This window comes from Micromonospora sp. NPDC049580, assembly GCF_040675595.1.
Lineage (GTDB): Bacteria > Actinomycetota > Actinomycetes > Mycobacteriales > Micromonosporaceae > Micromonospora.
Window position 1 is genome coordinate 1 of the sequence record NZ_JBFAPG010000085.1, and the last position, 16,722, is coordinate 16,722.

Consider the following 16,722-nt stretch of genomic DNA (forward strand, 5'->3'; position numbering starts at 1 on the left):
CTTTGGGAACCTTGGGTGCCGCAAGTTCCTCTGTAGATGCCGCTGCGGCGAACGGCGGCCGCATCGGCCACGCAGTTAGCCAGGCGCACGAGGACCTCCTGGGTGAAACGGAATCTTCGACAGGCCCCACCTCCCCGGACGTCCGCACCTGTTTCAAGATCCCAGCCCTGTCAGCAACGTCCATAGAACACCTAGGCTCACCGCCCATGAGCAACATTGACGACCCGGAGTGGGCCGACAACCCACGCCTGAACGGATGGCTCCACACTCAAGCAGCCCTCTTTTCCGGGTGGGTCGAACAAACCGAAGGACGATGGGACTTCAGCACCGGCTCCCTCGACCGCCTTGAACAGGAGATCAAGCGCCGCTACCCGTCCTACGACGACGCGCAGGCCGCCCGGGACGACGCGTTCATGACCGTATCCGCCTGGTATGTAGGTGAGGTCCACGTACGCAACTACGGTGCCGTTTGGCGGTGCGCTCCGCAGCCCGGCCTCGGTGTCCACGCACGCACCGAACCCGTCGTCAGGCTCCCGAAAGAGGTGCTGGAGCACTGGGAGCTGGCAGAACTTCAGGAGAAAGAAGAGCTGTACGAGGACGACTTTCCCTACTGCAACCCGTCCGAGGCCGTCGTCTCTGCGGCCCGCCCGGAGTACACCGGCCATTTGTCCTCGTTCCTGCATCAGTATGCGCCCTGGCAGGCGGCTGTCGATCGGGCGCTCACGCGAGCCCGAACCAGCCCTCGCAGAGCCCGGAAAGCCACCCTCTCCCGGACGCCCCGGGCCCGCTGGACCCCGGGCCGCTTGGTGAGTGCCTTGCCGAATGGCTGGCCGTGCAGGAAGAAGTCTTCCCCCGCTGGGCCGAGGCCACCGGACGCCCCGCAGACTTCGACTTCACGCCCGCCTCTCTCGGCGCCCTGGAGGAAGTACTGCGCGAGGCGCTCGCCCCCCAGGCCGGCACCGGCAGTCTCTACGACGACCCGGTCTTCAACTGCGCTGTCTGGTACCTCGGCGAGACAATCTGCCGCAACCACCAGGCGCGTTGGCTGCCTATGCGAGCGAACCTGGACGTCACCGGCGACCGGCTTGACCTGCTCGCCGTGGCCCACATAGCCCGGCGCATCGGGCCGCGCACTGAGTTGACCTCGGCGATCCATCGCAGCATCCGTGGCGTCCACTACCCAGACGACTCGTACCAGCCCCTGCGCGCGGTACTCGATGCCTACCGCTAGACGAGCGGGGTGTCCAGTGTGCCGTCCTGGCCCGTAGGCATTGACGATAGATTGATCAGCAATATGTTGCCCCGGTGACTGAGATGCGCGAGGCCACCTTTCTGATCCTGACCGCGTTGGCCGACGAGCCGCGCCATGGTTACGGGATCATCCAGGAGGTCGCCGTCTTGTCGGATGGCCGCGTCACCCTGCTGCCGGGAACCCTCTACGCCGCCTTGGACCGACTGACGGCACAGGGCATGGTCGAGCTCAGCCACGAGCAAGTCGTCGACGGCCGGCTGCGCCGGCTCTATCGGCTGCGCGCCGATGGCCGTGCCGAGCTCGCGCCAGACGGAACGGCTGCGCCAACTGGCGTCCGCCGCCGAATCCCGGCTGCGCATCCTGCGGCCCAATCTCGCCTGATCCGGACTGACGCCGCGTCCTGGGAGACCTCATGCACCGCTGGTTACTGCTGTCCTACCCGCGCGACTACCGTCGGAAGCGCGGTGCCGAAATCCTCGAGACGGTCCACGACACCGCATCCACCAGCCGGGGTGCGCGTGTGGCGGCAAATCTCGTACGTCACGGTCTGCGCGCCCGCCTTGGCCGACCCGCGAGCCGTACCGTGGTCCTCTGGGCATCGATCTTCACGTTGGCCTGCGGTCTGTTCGCCGCGTCCTTCGGCACCTGGCTCACCTGGCTCGGCTCCCGTCCGCTCGACCACAACGAGCTTGCCGTCGCAGTTAGCCAGCTGTATCCGGATAAGCGGGTCAGCGACATCGACACGGTTGACCCGCCCTCCGTCTTCATCATCTACGGCAGATCGCTGAGTTGGAGCTCCGCTTCCGACCTGCTGTTGGGTGGCGGCGGCGAATATTCGCTGGCCGGTCTTGGCGCGTCCTTCGAGCAACTCCCGGCCGACAGCCGTCCGCGAGTCCTCGCTGAGCTTCGACAGCGGCTGCAGGGCTCCGGATGGGACTACACCGAACCGGTCTACTCCGACGCGTACGCCTGCATTCCCGACGACCCGCGATGCGACCCCGCGGCCATACCCTCAACCATCACTGTGTACGCGCACCGTGGTGACAACAATCTCGAAGTAACCATCAACGACGACAACACGACGCCGAAGATGAGCTTGGCCATGACCCGATCGACCCCGTGGAACGCCTATCCCGTCGGCGTTGTCGCCTTCATTCTGGGCACGCTCAGCGGATGGTGGCTGTTCGGCTGGGCCAGTCGACGTACGGAGGGGCGCCATCCGCTGACCCAAGGATCGGCGAAGTTCCTGTTCGGCTTCGCGATGTTGCTGTGGTGGGCACCGATCCTGTTGAGTACGTCGCTGATGCTGTCGCATCACCTGAGCGAGCCGCACCTTCGTTGGCATCCCCTGTGGGAATGGCTCGGCCAGCCCGTGATGTCGCTGCCGTTCCTCGGCGGCTGTCTCATGCTGGCGCTCGCGCTAGGCGTTGCCGCGCCGCCCCACAGGCTGCCGGCCGACCCGAGGCTCGCGCACCGTTGACGCACTCCGCCGCCCACGGTCGCCCGGTCGGACACCTCGCCAACCAGGGTCGGGATCGATGAACGCACGCCGGCTGTGCGCGTGCGGCACAGAGCTTGTAAATGAGATGTCGCGGGCGCGGAGGCTGGCTCTGCGGAGGGATCTACTCGGCGACGAAGACGCCAACGCCGGGAAGCATTTCGGTCATCCCTTTGATCCGTAGTACCTGCATGGCACGGTCGATCACCGGCTCGGTAACCCCGCAGTGCTCAATCAACTCTCGCCGACTGGGTAGCTTGGAGCAGGGCTGGAACTCGCCTGACGCAATGCGTTCGGCGAGGTCGTCGGCGATCTGCTCGTAGCGGTAGCGCGGTGGCACGTAGTTCTCCTCGGTTGGCAACACGAGTAGACCACCTACGGCAGTGGCAGACGGGCCATCTGGTCGCTCTGCCCGCGCACGCGAACGCTGAAGCCGTCCCCATAGGAGGCGCCTCGCCCAGCCGGGGGTAGATTCGCCGCCACAACGGGTCTCGACGGGAAGGCCAACGGGGATGGACGCCAGGACGGAAGAACTCCGAGACGCCCATGACGTGCTCTCCGAGTGGTACGCCAAGAACCTGTCCGGAGTGCTCGAGAGCATGCCGGTCGAGCGGGCGATGCTCGACCTGTTCGCCGAGATGACCCTTGCGGTCGGCGCGGAGATCGCGGACGTGGGCTGCGGCACCGGACGGCTTCTTCCCTACCTTGCGAGCCGAGGCCTGTCGCCGCGCGGCGTGGATCTCTCGCCCAGGATGGTCGAGGTGGCACGACGGGAGAACCCCGGCTTCACATACGAGGTTGCCGACCTGCGTCACCTGCCGTTCGAGGACGCCTCGCTGGCCGGGGTGGTCTGCTGGTTCTCGCTGATCTACCTGGCACCAGAAGCCAGGGTTCCGGCCTTCGCCGAACTCGCCCGGGTAGTTGAGCCGGGCGGATACCTGGTGACCGCATTCAAGCACGGCGATGGCACCGGGCACCGTAACCCTCCCGGCAGCCGCGTCGGGAGCTTCGGCATCGACTTCGACCGGTACTGGCTCTCTGCCCGAGAAATGGAGGAACGCTTCACCGCCGCCGGGTTCGCACTGATCTTTCAGGGCAGCACGCCACCGGAAGAACCGGAGCCCTCATACGGGTACATGCTGGTCCGCAAGACCGACTCCGGAATCGGGTAGGGGATCACAGGTCGTCGACTGTCGCGTTGACAAGTCTGCTCACATCGACGTCGGTCGCACAGATTCGCCGCGCCGGACCAGTAGCTTGTTCCGTCAGATGAGACCTCGATCCCACCCGTGTGTATGGCGGGTGGTGCGCAGGAGCGACGCTCGATCCGGGCTTCGCTGCGGCCGTGTCTCAGGGTCATGCGCGGACATGACGGCCCGTTAAGCCAGGGCGGTCTGGTCCTGTTTCGCTGTTGCGAGCCGCCTGATCGTCGTCCGGTATCGTCGCGGCCCAGGTGATCGCGCTGACGGGGAGCGGACGATGACTGACGTACCGGCTCAGGCAAGCGAGGGGCTGGCGGCCTTCGCCGCGGCGACGATGCCGGCGTTCATTGAACGGATCCCTGCGATGCCCGCGCGTCTGCTGGGTCGCCTGGCCGTGCCAGAGGAGGCGGATTCGCATTCGGTGGGTGCTCACCGGTTCGACCACTCGGCCGGTGGTGAGCCCGAGTGCGTGACGGCGTTGCGAGCGCTGGGGCCGCTGCCGGTGGAGCGCCTGCTCGGCGCGCTCGAGTTGGTTGTCGGCCGCCATGACTGGAGTTGTGCGCCGGACCTCGTGGCGGGTCTGCTCGGGCCGCCGGATGCCCAGTATGTGTGGATGGCCGCGGGTGGTCACGATAGCGAGGCGACGTCCGCGACGGCTTTGCTGCACCGACTGCGTCCCGGACTGGCCGACCGTACGGTTGCGTTGGTGCGCGAGCTTGCGGCGCACCCTGTGATCGCGCCGCTGCTGGCAGTCACGCCGGCGGCGACGGATGAGCCATCGATCGCGGCCGAGCACGGTGCAGCTCATCTCGGCTTGGCGGTGGCGGTTGCTGGTGCCGTGGTCCACCAGGCGGCGCCACCCGTGATCGTGGATCGTGCCGCCGCCACCGTCGGCCTGGGAGTCGGCGCCGCGGTGCTACTGCTGCGGGACGCACTCATGCCTCCGGCATATGCGGCGGCGTTGCTCGCCAAGATCCGCACGGAGTACCTGCTGCCGCGCCATATGTCCGGCACGGTGACCGTGGCCGAGCACCGGTTCGGCCTTGCCGAGCACGAGTTGCCCGAGCAGGTGGACTTCGCAGGCAACGGGATGGTCGCCGTGACCGACGCCGGCATCGTCGTGCGCACCGGCGTCGCAGTGGGCACGGTCCGCGTTGAATTGGCCGTGCTCGCGGAAGCCCCCGACGAGCTGGAGTCCGGCTGGGAGGAGATCGTCGAAGTGAGCTGGCGTGCCGCCGAGGGGCGCGCATCAGTGATGGCGCCGGACGGCACGGGCGGCCGCGGCCTACGCCGGCAGACCCCGCCGTGGCCCGGCGAATACCGGACCCGGGTACACGCCCGCGGGCGCGACGACCTCGACGCCGATCTCGAGAGCTACAAGCTCGTCGTCTGGGGCGCACCCGCCGCACCGGAAATCGCCTACAAGCTCACCGACCAACTTGGGCACCGGCTGCGCGGCGAGCCCGAGCGGGCCCGGCCCCCCGAGCACGCGTACCGATGGATTCGCCGTAGCCCGCTCTCCCAGGCGGCGACTGTCACCGTCGTCACTGGCGCTACGGTCGAGCAGGCGTTACGTGCGTTCGGAGCCGACCCGGACCAGCCGGAATCGGTCGATGACATTCAGCGCGACCTGTCACTGCGTCGTGCCATCGACCCCTGGATCACCGTGCTGGACGGCGGTGACGCGGTCCTGGTCGTGGAGGACAACGGCTTCCGCGGCACGGACGCCGCAGTGCTGCGTAACGCGTCGGCCGGTGGCCGGGCCGCCAGCATGTTCTGGAACGTCAACGCCGTCACCCGGCTCTCCTTCGCCGAGGCAGGTCAACTGCTCGCTGCCTTCGAGCCATGGGGGCGCGACGAGTACCCGCCGGAGGTTGCCGCAGCTCTCGCCGGGATCGACTTCGCCGAGCTCGGTGATCGCAGTGAGAAGGGACTGGTCGCGGTCGCACGGTTCACCGGCCGGGGCATCACCGCTGCCGACCTCAACCGGATCCGCGCGGCCGGCATCGGTTACCGCATAACAGGATAGGCACCCAGCCGCACCGCGGTCCGAGACGAGGACCTCAGCCACATCCATGACAGCGGACGATGGATCCTGTTCCAGCCCGACGCATACCGCCGAGGTGCTCTAGCGGCTGTCCACCGCCAGTCACCCGCTACAGCTGGCCACGAGCTACGTGGAGGTAGCTCGGAATATCCATTGCCATCCGATCGGCGCAGCGCCTACCTTGAATGAGCAAGGTCGTCCCGACCAACCTGAGGAGTTCCCCGTGTCGCAGTACGCCTACACCGAAACCACGCGGCTCATGCCGCGCGGCGGTGTCGTGCTGCCCTCGATTGGACGAGCCCACGATCTGTGCGCGAGTGAGCGGAACTGGAAGCCGGGGTGGCGGCGCGAATAGCGCCAGCGCAAGCTGCGAAGCCGCCCACCCTGACAGGGATAGGGCGGCTTTCTCGTTACTGGAACAACTTCATAGGGGCGTAGCTCAACTGGTGGAGCACCGGTCTCCAAAACCGACGGATGCAGGTTCGAGTCCTGCCGCCCCTGCTTTTCGTCCCGGCTTCGGACGGCGGCGTTGTAGATTCTCAACTCCACAGTGGATGGCATTGGTAAGGCCCCAGCCGGCGCCCGTATGGGCCGGCCGGGGGCACTACCTCCGGGACGAGGGAGACGGCTGACCCGCTCGCTTTGGGAGCGAGAGACACGGGGTTCGACACCCCGGTCCCGGACGATGGGGTTGTAGCTCAGTTGGGAGAGCGCCGGTTCGGCAGACCGGAGGTCGAGGGTTCGAATCCCTTCTTCTCCACGCTTCATGGGCCGTTGGAGCAAGCTGGCAGCTCACCTGGTTCTCAGCCAGGAGGTTACGGGTTCGAGCCCCGTACGGCCTACGCACGCAGGATGCCATGCGGTCGTGGTGAACTTGGCGGACACGTCGGTCTTCCAAACCGAAGAAGCGGGGTCGTTGCCCGCCGACCGCTCAACCGTTCCGGGATGCTCTGCTGGCAAGGGCGACGGGACTTTGGATCCCGGTACGAACGCAGGTTCGATTCCTGCTCCCGGAGCTCGCACTTGACCAGCGGAGAAAGTCGTCTCGGATCTGCGAATCCGGAATTCGACTTCCTCTTGGTGGATGGTTCGACTCCGGCCGGGGGCTCCACGCGGTTGTAGCTCAGTTGGTAGAGCGCGACGTTGCCAACGTCGAGGTCCCGGGTTCAAGTCCCGGTAGCCGCTCGATGTCTCTTACATAGAGACAATGCGACATCACCGAGTTGACACCTATCGTTGAAGTGCCAGTGGACGCCGATTCTCGTCATCAACGCCGACCTCGGCCCGCTCCACCGGGTCACGGTCGCCCACGCGATCCGGATGCTCTGCCGGCGGGTCGCCGAGATCCACGAAGCCGAACCCGACCAACTCATCGGCGTGTTCCCCATGCCGAAGGTGGTCCGGCTCGTCCGGTACGTCGGCACCCGGTGGCGGTACACGAAGGGCCCCGCCTGGTCCAAGGGCGGCGTCCTGGCCCGCGACGAATGGCGGTGCGGCTACTGCGAGGGTCCGGCCGTGACGGTCGACCACATCCTGCCCCGCTCCCGGGGTGGGGCGAACACCTGGCGCAACACGATCAGCGCCTGCTACGCCTGCAACCAGCGCAAGGGTGATCGGACCCCGGCCGCGGCTGGGATGCCGCTACGGCGGCAGCCGGTCGCGCCTGCCTGGTCGTCGCTCGCGCAGCGCTGACTTTCGGCCGGCGAGCCGGTCCCCGTGCTGACCGACGGGGCGAAGGGTTGGTTCTCGCGACCAGCTACCGGCCGCCGGCCCTCATTCCGAGATGGTGCAGCTGGCAGCACGTCCGATTCTGGTTCGGAAGATCGGAGGTTCGAATCCTCCTCTCGGAGCGCAAGGGGATGGCCCGGAAGCAGGGCACCCGGCGGGTTACGGCCCGTCGGGAGTTCGCCGGAGTAGCGCCCGGCTCCCCGCGCCAAGCCCTCGTAGCCCAACGGCAGGAGGCAGCGGCATGAGGTGCCGCGCAGTGTGGGTTCGAATCCCTCCGAGGGCACCAGGCCGGCGTAGCTCAGTTGGCAGAGCACGCGCCTTGTAAGCGCGAGCGGGCCGGTTCGATCCCGGTCGCCGGCTCCACACACCCGGTGGGTGTCTCGCGGGCCGGGACGCCCGTAAGGCAGGGATAGCGCCCCTGACGGTGATCCGTCGGTGAAAACGGCGGCGCCGCCCCGGCACGCGAGAGACCCATCGGGACCACGCCAGCGAAGCTCACCATGGCAGAGCGCGCCCCTCGTAAGGGCGAGGATGCGGGTTCGACTCCCGTCGCTGGCTCTCTCGCCGACGTAGCTCAGGTGGTCAGAGCACTCCGCTCATAACGGAGAGGTCCGGGGTTCGAGTCCCCTCGTCGGCACGCAACATCACGCGCTCGTGGTGGAACTTGGTAGACACGCACGGCTCAGGTCCGTGTGCCGAAAGGCGTGGGAGTTCGACTCTCCCCGAGCGCACGCAAGGGCTGAGCGCTGGTGCGCAGGAGAGATTCGCAATCCCTCCCCGCGGGGTTCGACTCCCTGTCGGTCCACGTTGTAGCGCAGCGTGACTAGAGCACTTACAGCCAGTGGGATGCTCTACATGCCAGCGAGCTACATAGTCGATGACGTGCAATTCGCCGCCGTGGTTGCCCGCTGCCGCTCATGGCGGCAGGTGCTTCGGGAGACTGGCAGCAAGATGACCGGGACCAACGCGGCCCGGCTCCGAGCTGCGCGGTTGAACCTCGACGTCTCCCATTTCACCGGTGCTCGAAAGTGGACGGACGACGAGCTGCGGGACGCTGTAGCCGCAGCCCAGTCGTGGAATGAAGTCGCTCTCCGACTGGGCTGCCCCGCGACATCGGCGAAACGGCGGGCCATGCGCCTCAGCCTCGAATACGGGCACCTTGACCGGCGGGCCCAGGCGTCGCTGCGTTCGCTGCCCGCAGACATGCAGCCGCAGCTCGACCGCGTCAGGTTCGCAGGCGAGAACTTGGCCGCCGCGTGGCTCCAGCTCGCCGGCTGCACCGTCGCGATGGTGCCAGGTCAGGCGCCCTACGACATCGTTGCGGGCTTTCCCGACGGGAGCATGAAGAAAGTCCAGGTGAAGACCACCCAGACACGGCAACTCAGCGACCGCGGCCTAGAGCCTCGGCCGCGATTCTCGCTCACCGTCTTCGCCTACGTCTCCGCGCTGGAACGGGCACAGCTCCCGTACAGCGGCGACGAGGTCGACTACTTCTTCCTGATCGCATCGATCGACGGGATGTGGTTCGTGCCGCACGCTCGCGTTGCCGGTCAGACCAGTTGCAATCCTGGCCCTGAGTACGACGAGTTCCGCGTCCACTGGCCCGTAAGAAATGAGTAACCGCCGGCCGCCGGCCGGTCCCGATGCCGACGCAGAGCAGCTAGGAGTGCTCGCCACCCTGTCACGGTGGAGACCGCGGGTTCGAGTCCCGTCGTTGGCGCAACCAACTCGATCGCAGAACAGCCGACCAACGGAGGCGACGATCATGAGTTTCACGATGCTCCCGGGAACCCGGGCACCCGTCAGGGTGTGGACCGACCCGGACACCATCGAGCAGCTGGCCGCCCAGCAGCTCCGCAACATCGGCGCGCTGCCCTGGGTTCAGGGTGTCGCGGTCATGCCGGACGTCCACTACGGCAAGGGCGCGACCGTCGGCTCGGTGATCGCGATGCGGCAGGCCGTCTCGCCGGCCGCTGTCGGCGTCGACATCGGCTGCGGCATGTCGGCGGTCCGGACCTCGCTCACCGCCGCCGACCTCCCGGACGACCTGGCCGGACTCCGCAACGCGATCGAAGCGACCATCCCGGTCGGGTTCAACCAGCGCGACACGGTGGTCAACCCCCGCCGGGTGCGCGGCCTGGAACAGGCCGGCTGGGACGACTTCTGGAACCGCTTCAACACCCTGCACGACGGGGTGAGCAGGCTGGAAGGTCGGGCCCACAACCAGATGGGCACCCTCGGCGGCGGTAACCACTTCATTGAGGTGTTCATCGAGCAGGGCGGCCCGGACGCCGGGCAGGTGTGGTTGATGCTGCACTCCGGGTCCCGCAACATCGGCAAGGAGCTGGCCGAACGGCACATGGCGGTCGCCCGCACCCTGTCGCACAACGCGGAACTGCCGGACCGGGACCTGGCCGTGTTCCTCGCCGGCACGCCGGAGATGGACGCGTACCGGCGGGACCTGTGGTGGGCGCAGGAGTACGCCCGCCGGAACAGGGCGGTCATGCTGGCCCTGCTCTGCGGCGTGGTCCGCGCCCAGTTCCCGCACGTCACCTACGGGGAGCCCATCTCCGCGCACCACAACTACGTCTCCGAGGAAACCTACGACGGGGTGGAGGTGCTGGTGACCCGCAAGGGCGCGATCCGCGCCGGCCGCAGCGACCTGGGCATCATCCCCGGGTCGATGGGCACCGGGTCGTACATCGTGCGAGGCAAGGGGAACACGGACGCGTACTGCTCGGCGTCCCACGGCGCCGGCCGGCGGATGTCCCGGGGCGAGGCGAAGCGGACGTTCACGGTCGATGACCTGGCGTCGCAGACTGCCGGGGTGGAGTGCCGCAAGGACGCCGGGGTGGTCGACGAGATCCCGGGCGCGTACAAGGACATCACCGCTGTGATGGAGCAGCAGTCCGACCTGGTCGAGGTGGTCGCCCACCTGAAGCAGGTCGTGTGCGTGAAGGGTTAGACCGGTCGGTGCCCGGCGGGGCACCGATCACCGTGAAGGGTTGGCCGAGTCTGGTCGATGGCGCCGCGTTGCTAGCGCGGAGCGGGGAAACCCGCCGGAAGTTCGAATCTCTCACCCTTCGCCAAGCCGTCGTAGCTCAGCCTGGGTAGAGCACGGAGCTGATAACTCCGGGGTCCCCGGTTCAAATCCGGGCGTCGGCACGCAACAGAAGGTCTTGCCTCCGTAGCTCAGTTGGACAGAGCGCGACGCTACGAACGTCGAGGTCGCTGGTTCGAATCCAGTCGGGGGCTCTTACGGGACGTGGCGCAGTTTGGTAGCGCACTTGGCTGGGGGCCAAGGTGTCGTCGGTTCGAATCCGGCCGTCCCGACTGAACGGGTACTAGCTCAACTTGGTGGAGCGCCGGCTTCGGGAGCCGGAGGATGGGCGTTCGAATCGCCCGTACCCGACTCATGGTGAGGCCAGCCGAGGGCAGGCGACGGCCGCTGTCTCGAAAACAGTTGGGGTGAAAGCCCGTGTCGGTTCGATCCCGACCCTCACCGCCAAGCGCCGCGCGACTCTTATTGTCGGACTCTTAGTGAATGATCGAGGGCGTGGAGAAGCGATGCTCGAAGTGCCAGCAGAGGAAGCCGCTTACGGATTTCGCGTTGAACCGTCAGCGACCGGACGGCCGGACGACGTACTGCAAGAGCTGTAAGAAGCAGTACAACGCGACGTATTACAACCTGACCAAGGACCGGCACAACCCAAGCCGCGCAGAGCGGCGGGTACGCCACAGAGCAGGAAACACCCGTCGATTGATCGAATACCTCTCGACGCACCCCTGCGTCGACTGCGGGGAGACCGACGTCGTCGTTCTCGACTTCGACCATCAGCGGGACAAGATTGCCGACGTCAGCCGCCTCCTCAAGGACAACGCGCCGTGGGTGCGCATCGCGGCGGAAATCAAGAAATGTGATGTGGTTTGCGCAAACGACCACCGGCGTCGGACTGCGCGGACTCAGGGATGGGCTCGCCTCACCGAGCCCCAAGCGCCGCTAGCTCATGGGGTAGAGCTGCTGACTCTTAATCAGTAAGTGCAGGGTTCGAGTCCCTGGCGGCGTACCAATTCCCCCGGTAGCTCAGCGGATAGAGCGCTGGTTTCCTAAACCGGGTCGTCGCAGGTTCGAATCCTGCCCGGGGGACAACGCGGGCCGCTAGCTCAATGGCGTAGAGCTGCGGACTTTTGATCCGAGGGTTCGGGGTTCGAGTCCCCGGCGGCCCACTTGCGGGATGGCGCAGTCATGGAAGCGCGCTGGGCTCATAACCCAGAGGTTCCCGGGTTCGAATCCCGGTCCCGCTCCCGCCCTGGTAGCTCAGCGGGAGAGCGCCGTCCTGACGCGACGGAGGCCGGGGGTTCGACACCCTCTCGGGGCACGCATGGAGCCGTCGACTAATGGCAGGTCGCCGCCCTTTCAAGGCGGATCGTGCGGGTTCAAATCCCGTCGGCTCTACCAACGTCCAGTTCCCAGGCACAGAGCGCGCCGAACGGCGAGTGCGGTGTCACCGAAGATCGCCGGTTCGAGTCCGGCCGCCTTGGGACCTGGCCCTTTCCCCTGTAGCTCAAAGGTAGAGCGGCCGGCTGTTAACCGGCTGATCTTGGTTCGAGTCCAGGCAGGGGAGCCAAGCCCGTGTAGCTCAGCGGCAGAGCACCGCTCCCACACAGCGGGTCGCCCTGGTTCGAGTCCAGGTACGGGCACTGGCCTTCGGGCCGCAGTTGTGGCTGTAGCTCAGTGGTAGAGCGCCCGGTTGTGGCCCGGGAGGTCGCGGGGTCAGTACCCGCCAGTCACCCCAAGGGAGTGCGCCACCGATGGTGAGGTGGGCCGGGCTGTAACCCCGGTGCGTTCGCGCTCAGGGAGTTCGAATCTCTCCACTCCCACGCATGCCTGCGTAGCTCAGGGGACAGAGCACCAGCTTCCGGAGCTGGGTGTCGGGGGTTCGATTCCCTCCGCGGGCGCTTCTGCCTGGTCGTGTGCCCGAGTGGTGAGGGAGCGGTCTGCAAAACCGCGTACGCCGGTTCGATCCCGGTCACGGCCTCAACTGCCATCCACTGTCGGATAACGAGCGAGATGCTCAGGTCGACCAACTGTCGGGGCTCAGGACGCGCTGCGCGTCACCGGATCTCGTTGTCGGGGTGGTCGCTGTCGTAGGCCTGACGGGCTTCGGAGATGGCTGCGCGGTGTGCCAGTGACCAGTCGGCGAGTGCTTTGACGAGGTGGGTGAGGCTTGTGCCGGTTGCGGTGAGGCGGTAGTCGACCTGGGCGGGCACGGTCGCGTACACGGTCCGAAGGACGAGGCCGTCTCGTTCCAGGCGGCGCACCGTGAGGGTCAGCATGCGCTGGGAGATCCCGTCGATGGCGCGCTGGAGTTGGCGGAAGCGTCGCGGCCCGTTGGCGAGTTCGACGATCACGAGAACCGACCACTTGTCGCCCACCCGGTCAAGAACGTCTCGGATGCCGCAGTCTGCGTGATCCGGCTGTCCGCATGGTTCGAGCTCGGCGGCTCCCGCGGTTACTTCGGTGTGCGCTAGTGACACGAGACTGCCTCCTTGTGAGCCACCGGGCGCGGGTCCAGGCTCTCACTGTAGTTACTGAAGAGAACCACGGTAGGGGACCGAATCGCAATGATCATGGTGACCGGCGCCAACGGACAGCTCGCTTCGCTCACACTCGCAGAGCTCGGCGAGCGAGACGTACCCGCCTTGGCAGGAAGTCGCACTCCCACCAGCGCACAGCGCCACCTTGACTTCGACGACTCCGCAACCCTCGATCTCACAGGCGTTTCGACCCTGGTCCTCGTCTCGGCCGGGTATGCCGAGGACGACCAGGTCATCGCGCGTCACCGGACTCTTCTCGACGCTGCAGGCCCGCGACGGCGTGGCCCACGTGGTTTACACCAGCCTGACCAGCGCCGGGGACCACCTCGGGTTCGCACTTGCCCACAGGGCCACCGAGCAAATGATCAAAACCGGCGGGCTCGCGTGGACCATCCTGCGAAACGGGCTGTACGCCGAACTGTTCGGTGCCTTGCTCGCGTGGACTCCCGACGGCCTGGAATCAGCATTCGGGACCGGTGCACTCTCCGCGGTAGCGCGGGCCGACCTGGCAGCTGCCGCAGCCGTCGTCGCAAGCGAGCCCACCGCGCACGTCGGCAAGGTGTACGACCTGGTCGGGGACCCGATTACCGCTGGCGGCATCGCCGACCGTCTCGGGTCGCGCACCACACAATCGGCCTGAATGAGTACCGCACCCGCCTCCTCGGCGACGCCAACCTGCTGCCGTTCCAGCCGCCGATGCTGGCCTCAATCGCCACCAGTGTCCGCCACGGGTTCCTCGACAACACCAGCCCCGACCTCTGCGCCTGCTGGATCGACCGCTCACAGATTCACTCACCGTCGCTGTGGGTGCCACGGCCGCCAGGTGCCCTGGCACGCACTGACACAGATGCTTCACAAGAGTGCCCTCCGCTCATGCCGATGCGCGTGCGAGGGCTTGAGGGGCCGCAACGGCGTTGAGTTTCGCTATGGTGTCCAGCCTGTCGTCCCATGCACCCGATCTCCCGACTTCGAGGAGAGCGTCATGACCGCTACGTACAGGAGGCACGGGTGAGGCTTCTTCTCACGTCCGGGGGCGTCCAGAACCCGAGCATTCGCAATGCGCTGGTCGACCTGCTGGGCAAGCCGATCGCCGAGTCCACGGCCCTTTTCATTCCGACCGGTGTCTATCCCTTCCCCGGCGGAGGTGAGAGCGCGTGGAAGGCGATTCACGGCCAGGCCACGATCCCGCTGTCCCAGCTCGGTTGGAAATCCCTGGGGATATTGGAGCTCACCGCACTGCCGACCATCCGAGAAGAGAACTGGGTCCGGCCGTCCGGCAGGCCGATGCCCTCCTCGTCTGGGGCGGCGATGTGCTCTACCTGACCTACTGGCTGCGCCAGTCGGGTCTGGCCGACCTCCTACCGTCGCTGAGCGATACGGTTTACGTGGGGGGTGAGTGCCGGGAGTATCGCGGTCACCCCGTACAACTGCGATGCCGAGTTCGACCTCGAATTCGTCCCCGACGGTAGCGACATGGCGGAGGGCGCTGACCGGGCGCTGGGGCTGGTGGATTTCACGCTGTACCCACACCTCAATCACCCGGACATGGAGGGCACCGAGCTGTCCACCATTCAGAAGTGGGCGTCCGGAATCCCGGTCCCGACCTACGCCATCGACGATGACACCGCCATCAAGGTGGTCGACGGCGCCGTCGAGGTCGTCTCGGAGGGGCACTGGAAGCTCTTCCCCTGATAGCCGCCGCCAACAGCGATCGGCATGCCGGGCGTCAGTGCGGGTACGCGCCGGACTGGGCCGGGCACCACACCAGAGCGAGGCCGTCCAGCACTGTGGATCGCGGGCGAGGAGCCGCTGCGGTTCCTTCGCAGCGGCACCACAGCCGTCGCCGGACGCGGACCAGCCTCCATGGCGATCATCGACACATCCCGCTACGATCCGATATCGACATATCACTGAGCGTCAATGCGGTGGTGGTCGCAAGCCCTGGACGCTGGCAATCCGGCGCCGCTACGGACGTGGTGCCGGCCTGAGGATCACGCCGCCTCGACGAAGGGAATCCGGATGACGGAGAGCGCGCAGACCACCGAGAGTCGGACGGTTCCGCCCGCGCGGCCGTACCCGTTCAGTGTGCCCGACCGCCTCGTCGTCGATCCGACCTATGGCGAGCTGCGCGAGAACGAGCCGATGACCCGGGTAAAGCTCCCCTACGGCGAGGAGGCGTGGCTCGCCACCCGGTACGAGGACGTCCGTACGGTCCTCGGCGACGTGCGGTTCGGCCGCGCCCTGTCCGTCCAGCGCGACGAGCCCAGGCTCACCCCGCGCCAGCAGTACAGCGGCATGCTGACCATGGACCCGCCCGATCACACTCGGCTGCGCCGGTTGGTGGCGAAGGCGTTCACGGCACGTCGGGTGGAGGCGCTGCGACCCCGAACCCAGGAGATCGCCGACGCGCTGGTCGACGACATGGTCCGGCTCGGTCCTCCGGCCGACCTGGTGGAGCACGTCGCCACGCCGCTGCCGATCCAGGTGATCTGCGAGTTGCTCGGGGTCCCGTACGCCGACCGCGACCGCTTCCACGTCTGGTCCGAGGCGATCGTCTCGACCACCTCGCTGCCCCTGGAAACGATCCAGGAGTACCTGAACAATCTCTGGGGCTACATCGGTGGTCTGGTCGCCGAGCGGCGCCGCGACCCGGGGATCGACGACCTGCTCGGCGCGTTGGTGCGGGCCCGCGACGAGAATGAGGATCGGCTCAGCGAGACCGAGCTGGTGGAGCTGGCCGGAGGGCTGCTCGCGGCCGGCCACGAGACCACGGTGACCCAGATCCCCAACTTCGTCTACGTCCTGCTGCACAATCCGGACCAGCTCGCTCAGCTGCGGGCCGATCCGTCGCTGGTGCCGGCCGCGGTCGAGGAACTGTTGCGGTACGTGCCGCTCGGCGTCGGCTCCTCCTTCGCCAGGTACGCCAAGGAGGACGTCGAGGTCGGCGGTGTGCTGGTCCGGGCAGGTGAGCCGGTTCTCGGCTCGCTGTCGTCGGCGAATCGGGACGGTACCGTCTTCGCCGACCCGGACCGGCTGGACTTCGACCGCGAGCAGAAACCGCACCTGGGCTTCGGGCACGGCGTACACCATTGCGTCGGCGCGCAACTGGCCCGCATGGAGTTGCAGGTCGCCGTCGCCACCCTCGTGACTCGCCTGCCCGGATTGCGGCTTGCCGTGCCGGAGGCCGAGCTGGAGTGGAAGCGGGGCATGTTGGTGCGGGGCCTGCTCGGCATGCCGGTGGCCTGGTGAGTACCGCGTGGCGGATCGGGGTGGACTCGGGCCGCTGCATCGGCACGAGCATCTGTGCCGGTACCGCGCCTGAGCACTTCCGCCTGGTGGGCGGCCTGTCCGAGCCGCTGGCCGACGTCGTCGCCCCGGCCGACGTCGTCCTCGACGC

The 16,722-nt window shown here is 67.1% G+C and carries 14 protein-coding genes, 31 tRNA genes and 1 pseudogene; 43 read left to right on the plus strand and 3 right to left on the minus strand.

Features of this window, described 5'->3' with window-relative positions; genetic code table 11:
* Nucleotides 1-197 precede the first annotated feature (197 nt).
* A complete protein-coding gene (locus AB0J68_RS10345) occupies nt 198-665 on the minus strand; it encodes a hypothetical protein (RefSeq protein WP_363937678.1) in 468 nt (155 codons plus the stop codon).
* Between the two features lie 167 nt (nt 666-832).
* On the opposite strand from AB0J68_RS10345, the gene AB0J68_RS10350 reads away from it, so the two are divergent.
* From AB0J68_RS10350 to AB0J68_RS10360, 3 genes and pseudogenes are all read left to right on the plus strand, one after another.
* Nucleotides 833-1,231: a hypothetical protein gene (locus AB0J68_RS10350; protein ID WP_363937680.1), complete on the plus strand. Its 399-nt coding sequence runs from the start codon at nt 833-835 to the stop codon at nt 1,229-1,231.
* 83 nt (nt 1,232-1,314) lie between these two features.
* Nucleotides 1,315-1,633, plus strand: a pseudogene (locus AB0J68_RS10355) (helix-turn-helix transcriptional regulator).
* A gap of 31 nt (nt 1,634-1,664) precedes the next feature.
* Nucleotides 1,665-2,732 (plus strand): hypothetical protein, encoded by a 1,068-nt coding sequence (locus AB0J68_RS10360; RefSeq protein ID WP_363937682.1) that lies wholly within the window; start codon nt 1,665-1,667, stop codon nt 2,730-2,732.
* A gap of 142 nt (nt 2,733-2,874) precedes the next feature.
* Here AB0J68_RS10360 and AB0J68_RS10365 read toward each other — a convergent pair whose 3' ends face one another.
* Nucleotides 2,875-3,114 carry a GntR family transcriptional regulator gene (locus tag AB0J68_RS10365; RefSeq protein ID WP_363937683.1) on the minus strand — a complete coding sequence of 80 codons (240 nt, stop codon included), beginning with the start codon at nt 3,112-3,114 and terminating at the stop codon, nt 2,875-2,877.
* A gap of 148 nt (nt 3,115-3,262) precedes the next feature.
* Between AB0J68_RS10365 and AB0J68_RS10370 the strand changes: the two genes are divergently transcribed.
* From AB0J68_RS10370 to AB0J68_RS10545, 36 genes are all read left to right on the plus strand, one after another.
* Complete coding sequence (locus AB0J68_RS10370; RefSeq protein WP_363937685.1) at nt 3,263-3,922, plus strand: class I SAM-dependent methyltransferase; 660 nt, start codon at nt 3,263-3,265, stop codon at nt 3,920-3,922.
* Nucleotides 3,923-4,229: 307 nt separating this feature from the next.
* Complete coding sequence (locus tag AB0J68_RS10375; protein WP_363937687.1) at nt 4,230-5,981, plus strand: DUF6461 domain-containing protein; 1,752 nt, start codon at nt 4,230-4,232, stop codon at nt 5,979-5,981.
* A 446-nt stretch (nt 5,982-6,427) separates the two neighbouring features.
* A tRNA-Trp gene (locus AB0J68_RS10380) sits at nt 6,428-6,500 on the plus strand.
* A gap of 186 nt (nt 6,501-6,686) precedes the next feature.
* Nucleotides 6,687-6,759: transfer RNA gene (locus AB0J68_RS10385), tRNA-Ala, on the plus strand.
* 8 nt (nt 6,760-6,767) lie between these two features.
* Nucleotides 6,768-6,841, plus strand: a tRNA-Glu gene (locus tag AB0J68_RS10390).
* 17 nt (nt 6,842-6,858) lie between these two features.
* Nucleotides 6,859-6,931 (plus strand) — tRNA-Gly (locus AB0J68_RS10395).
* Nucleotides 6,932-6,938: 7 nt separating this feature from the next.
* A tRNA-Gln gene (locus AB0J68_RS10400) sits at nt 6,939-7,015 on the plus strand.
* A gap of 96 nt (nt 7,016-7,111) precedes the next feature.
* Nucleotides 7,112-7,184 (plus strand) — tRNA-Gly (locus tag AB0J68_RS10405).
* A 51-nt stretch (nt 7,185-7,235) separates the two neighbouring features.
* Entirely contained in the window at nt 7,236-7,691 is a 456-nt protein-coding gene (locus tag AB0J68_RS10410; protein ID WP_363937690.1) for an HNH endonuclease, read from the plus strand.
* Between the two features lie 85 nt (nt 7,692-7,776).
* Nucleotides 7,777-7,849 (plus strand) — tRNA-Gln (locus tag AB0J68_RS10415).
* Nucleotides 7,850-7,936: 87 nt separating this feature from the next.
* Nucleotides 7,937-8,013: transfer RNA gene (locus AB0J68_RS10420), tRNA-Leu, on the plus strand.
* Between the two features lies 1 nt (nt 8,014).
* A tRNA-Thr gene (locus AB0J68_RS10425) sits at nt 8,015-8,090 on the plus strand.
* A gap of 121 nt (nt 8,091-8,211) precedes the next feature.
* A tRNA-Thr gene (locus AB0J68_RS10430) sits at nt 8,212-8,285 on the plus strand.
* 5 nt (nt 8,286-8,290) lie between these two features.
* Nucleotides 8,291-8,364, plus strand: a tRNA-Met gene (locus tag AB0J68_RS10435).
* 11 nt (nt 8,365-8,375) lie between these two features.
* A tRNA-Leu gene (locus AB0J68_RS10440) sits at nt 8,376-8,458 on the plus strand.
* A 115-nt stretch (nt 8,459-8,573) separates the two neighbouring features.
* On the plus strand, nt 8,574-9,347 hold the full coding sequence (locus AB0J68_RS10445; protein ID WP_363937692.1) for a hypothetical protein: 774 nt from the start codon (nt 8,574-8,576) through the stop codon (nt 9,345-9,347).
* Nucleotides 9,348-9,372: 25 nt separating this feature from the next.
* Nucleotides 9,373-9,447 (plus strand) — tRNA-Asp (locus tag AB0J68_RS10450).
* Between the two features lie 45 nt (nt 9,448-9,492).
* Nucleotides 9,493-10,692, plus strand: coding sequence for an RtcB family protein (locus tag AB0J68_RS10455; RefSeq protein ID WP_363937695.1), 1,200 nt, complete (start codon nt 9,493-9,495; stop codon nt 10,690-10,692).
* Between the two features lie 34 nt (nt 10,693-10,726).
* Nucleotides 10,727-10,816: transfer RNA gene (locus AB0J68_RS10460), tRNA-Ser, on the plus strand.
* Between the two features lies 1 nt (nt 10,817).
* Nucleotides 10,818-10,892 (plus strand) — tRNA-Ile (locus AB0J68_RS10465).
* Nucleotides 10,893-10,908: 16 nt separating this feature from the next.
* Nucleotides 10,909-10,982 (plus strand) — tRNA-Arg (locus tag AB0J68_RS10470).
* 4 nt (nt 10,983-10,986) lie between these two features.
* Nucleotides 10,987-11,060 (plus strand) — tRNA-Pro (locus tag AB0J68_RS10475).
* A 5-nt stretch (nt 11,061-11,065) separates the two neighbouring features.
* A tRNA-Pro gene (locus AB0J68_RS10480) sits at nt 11,066-11,139 on the plus strand.
* Between the two features lie 5 nt (nt 11,140-11,144).
* A tRNA-Ser gene (locus AB0J68_RS10485) sits at nt 11,145-11,235 on the plus strand.
* A 486-nt stretch (nt 11,236-11,721) separates the two neighbouring features.
* Nucleotides 11,722-11,797, plus strand: a tRNA-Lys gene (locus AB0J68_RS10490).
* A 3-nt stretch (nt 11,798-11,800) separates the two neighbouring features.
* Nucleotides 11,801-11,874 (plus strand) — tRNA-Arg (locus tag AB0J68_RS10495).
* Nucleotides 11,875-11,880: 6 nt separating this feature from the next.
* Nucleotides 11,881-11,954: transfer RNA gene (locus tag AB0J68_RS10500), tRNA-Lys, on the plus strand.
* 2 nt (nt 11,955-11,956) lie between these two features.
* Nucleotides 11,957-12,032 (plus strand) — tRNA-Met (locus tag AB0J68_RS10505).
* A gap of 2 nt (nt 12,033-12,034) precedes the next feature.
* Nucleotides 12,035-12,106 (plus strand) — tRNA-Val (locus AB0J68_RS10510).
* A 5-nt stretch (nt 12,107-12,111) separates the two neighbouring features.
* Nucleotides 12,112-12,186: transfer RNA gene (locus tag AB0J68_RS10515), tRNA-Glu, on the plus strand.
* Between the two features lie 95 nt (nt 12,187-12,281).
* Nucleotides 12,282-12,355, plus strand: a tRNA-Asn gene (locus tag AB0J68_RS10520).
* Nucleotide 12,356: 1 nt separating this feature from the next.
* A tRNA-Val gene (locus tag AB0J68_RS10525) sits at nt 12,357-12,428 on the plus strand.
* A gap of 20 nt (nt 12,429-12,448) precedes the next feature.
* Nucleotides 12,449-12,523: transfer RNA gene (locus tag AB0J68_RS10530), tRNA-His, on the plus strand.
* 1 nt (nt 12,524) lies between these two features.
* Nucleotides 12,525-12,608, plus strand: a tRNA-Tyr gene (locus tag AB0J68_RS10535).
* Between the two features lie 5 nt (nt 12,609-12,613).
* Nucleotides 12,614-12,686 (plus strand) — tRNA-Arg (locus tag AB0J68_RS10540).
* Between the two features lie 9 nt (nt 12,687-12,695).
* Nucleotides 12,696-12,766 (plus strand) — tRNA-Cys (locus AB0J68_RS10545).
* 76 nt (nt 12,767-12,842) lie between these two features.
* Here AB0J68_RS10545 and AB0J68_RS10550 read toward each other — a convergent pair.
* Entirely contained in the window at nt 12,843-13,184 is a 342-nt protein-coding gene (locus AB0J68_RS10550) for a helix-turn-helix domain-containing protein (RefSeq protein WP_363937707.1), read from the minus strand.
* Nucleotides 13,185-13,539: 355 nt separating this feature from the next.
* On the opposite strand from AB0J68_RS10550, the gene AB0J68_RS10555 reads away from it, so the two are divergent.
* The 4 genes from AB0J68_RS10555 (at nt 13,540) to AB0J68_RS10570 (ending at nt 16,574) form a co-directional block, all read left to right on the plus strand.
* A complete protein-coding gene (locus tag AB0J68_RS10555) occupies nt 13,540-13,965 on the plus strand; it encodes a hypothetical protein (protein ID WP_363937697.1) in 426 nt (141 codons plus the stop codon).
* 368 nt (nt 13,966-14,333) lie between these two features.
* Nucleotides 14,334-14,648, plus strand: a complete 315-nt coding sequence (locus AB0J68_RS10560) for a hypothetical protein (protein WP_363937699.1) — start codon at nt 14,334-14,336, stop codon at nt 14,646-14,648.
* 69 nt (nt 14,649-14,717) lie between these two features.
* Entirely contained in the window at nt 14,718-15,017 is a 300-nt protein-coding gene (locus AB0J68_RS10565) for a hypothetical protein (protein ID WP_363937702.1), read from the plus strand.
* A 327-nt stretch (nt 15,018-15,344) separates the two neighbouring features.
* On the plus strand, nt 15,345-16,574 hold the full coding sequence (locus AB0J68_RS10570) for a cytochrome P450 (RefSeq protein ID WP_363937705.1): 1,230 nt from the start codon (nt 15,345-15,347) through the stop codon (nt 16,572-16,574).
* Nucleotides 16,575-16,722: the final 148 nt, after the last annotated feature.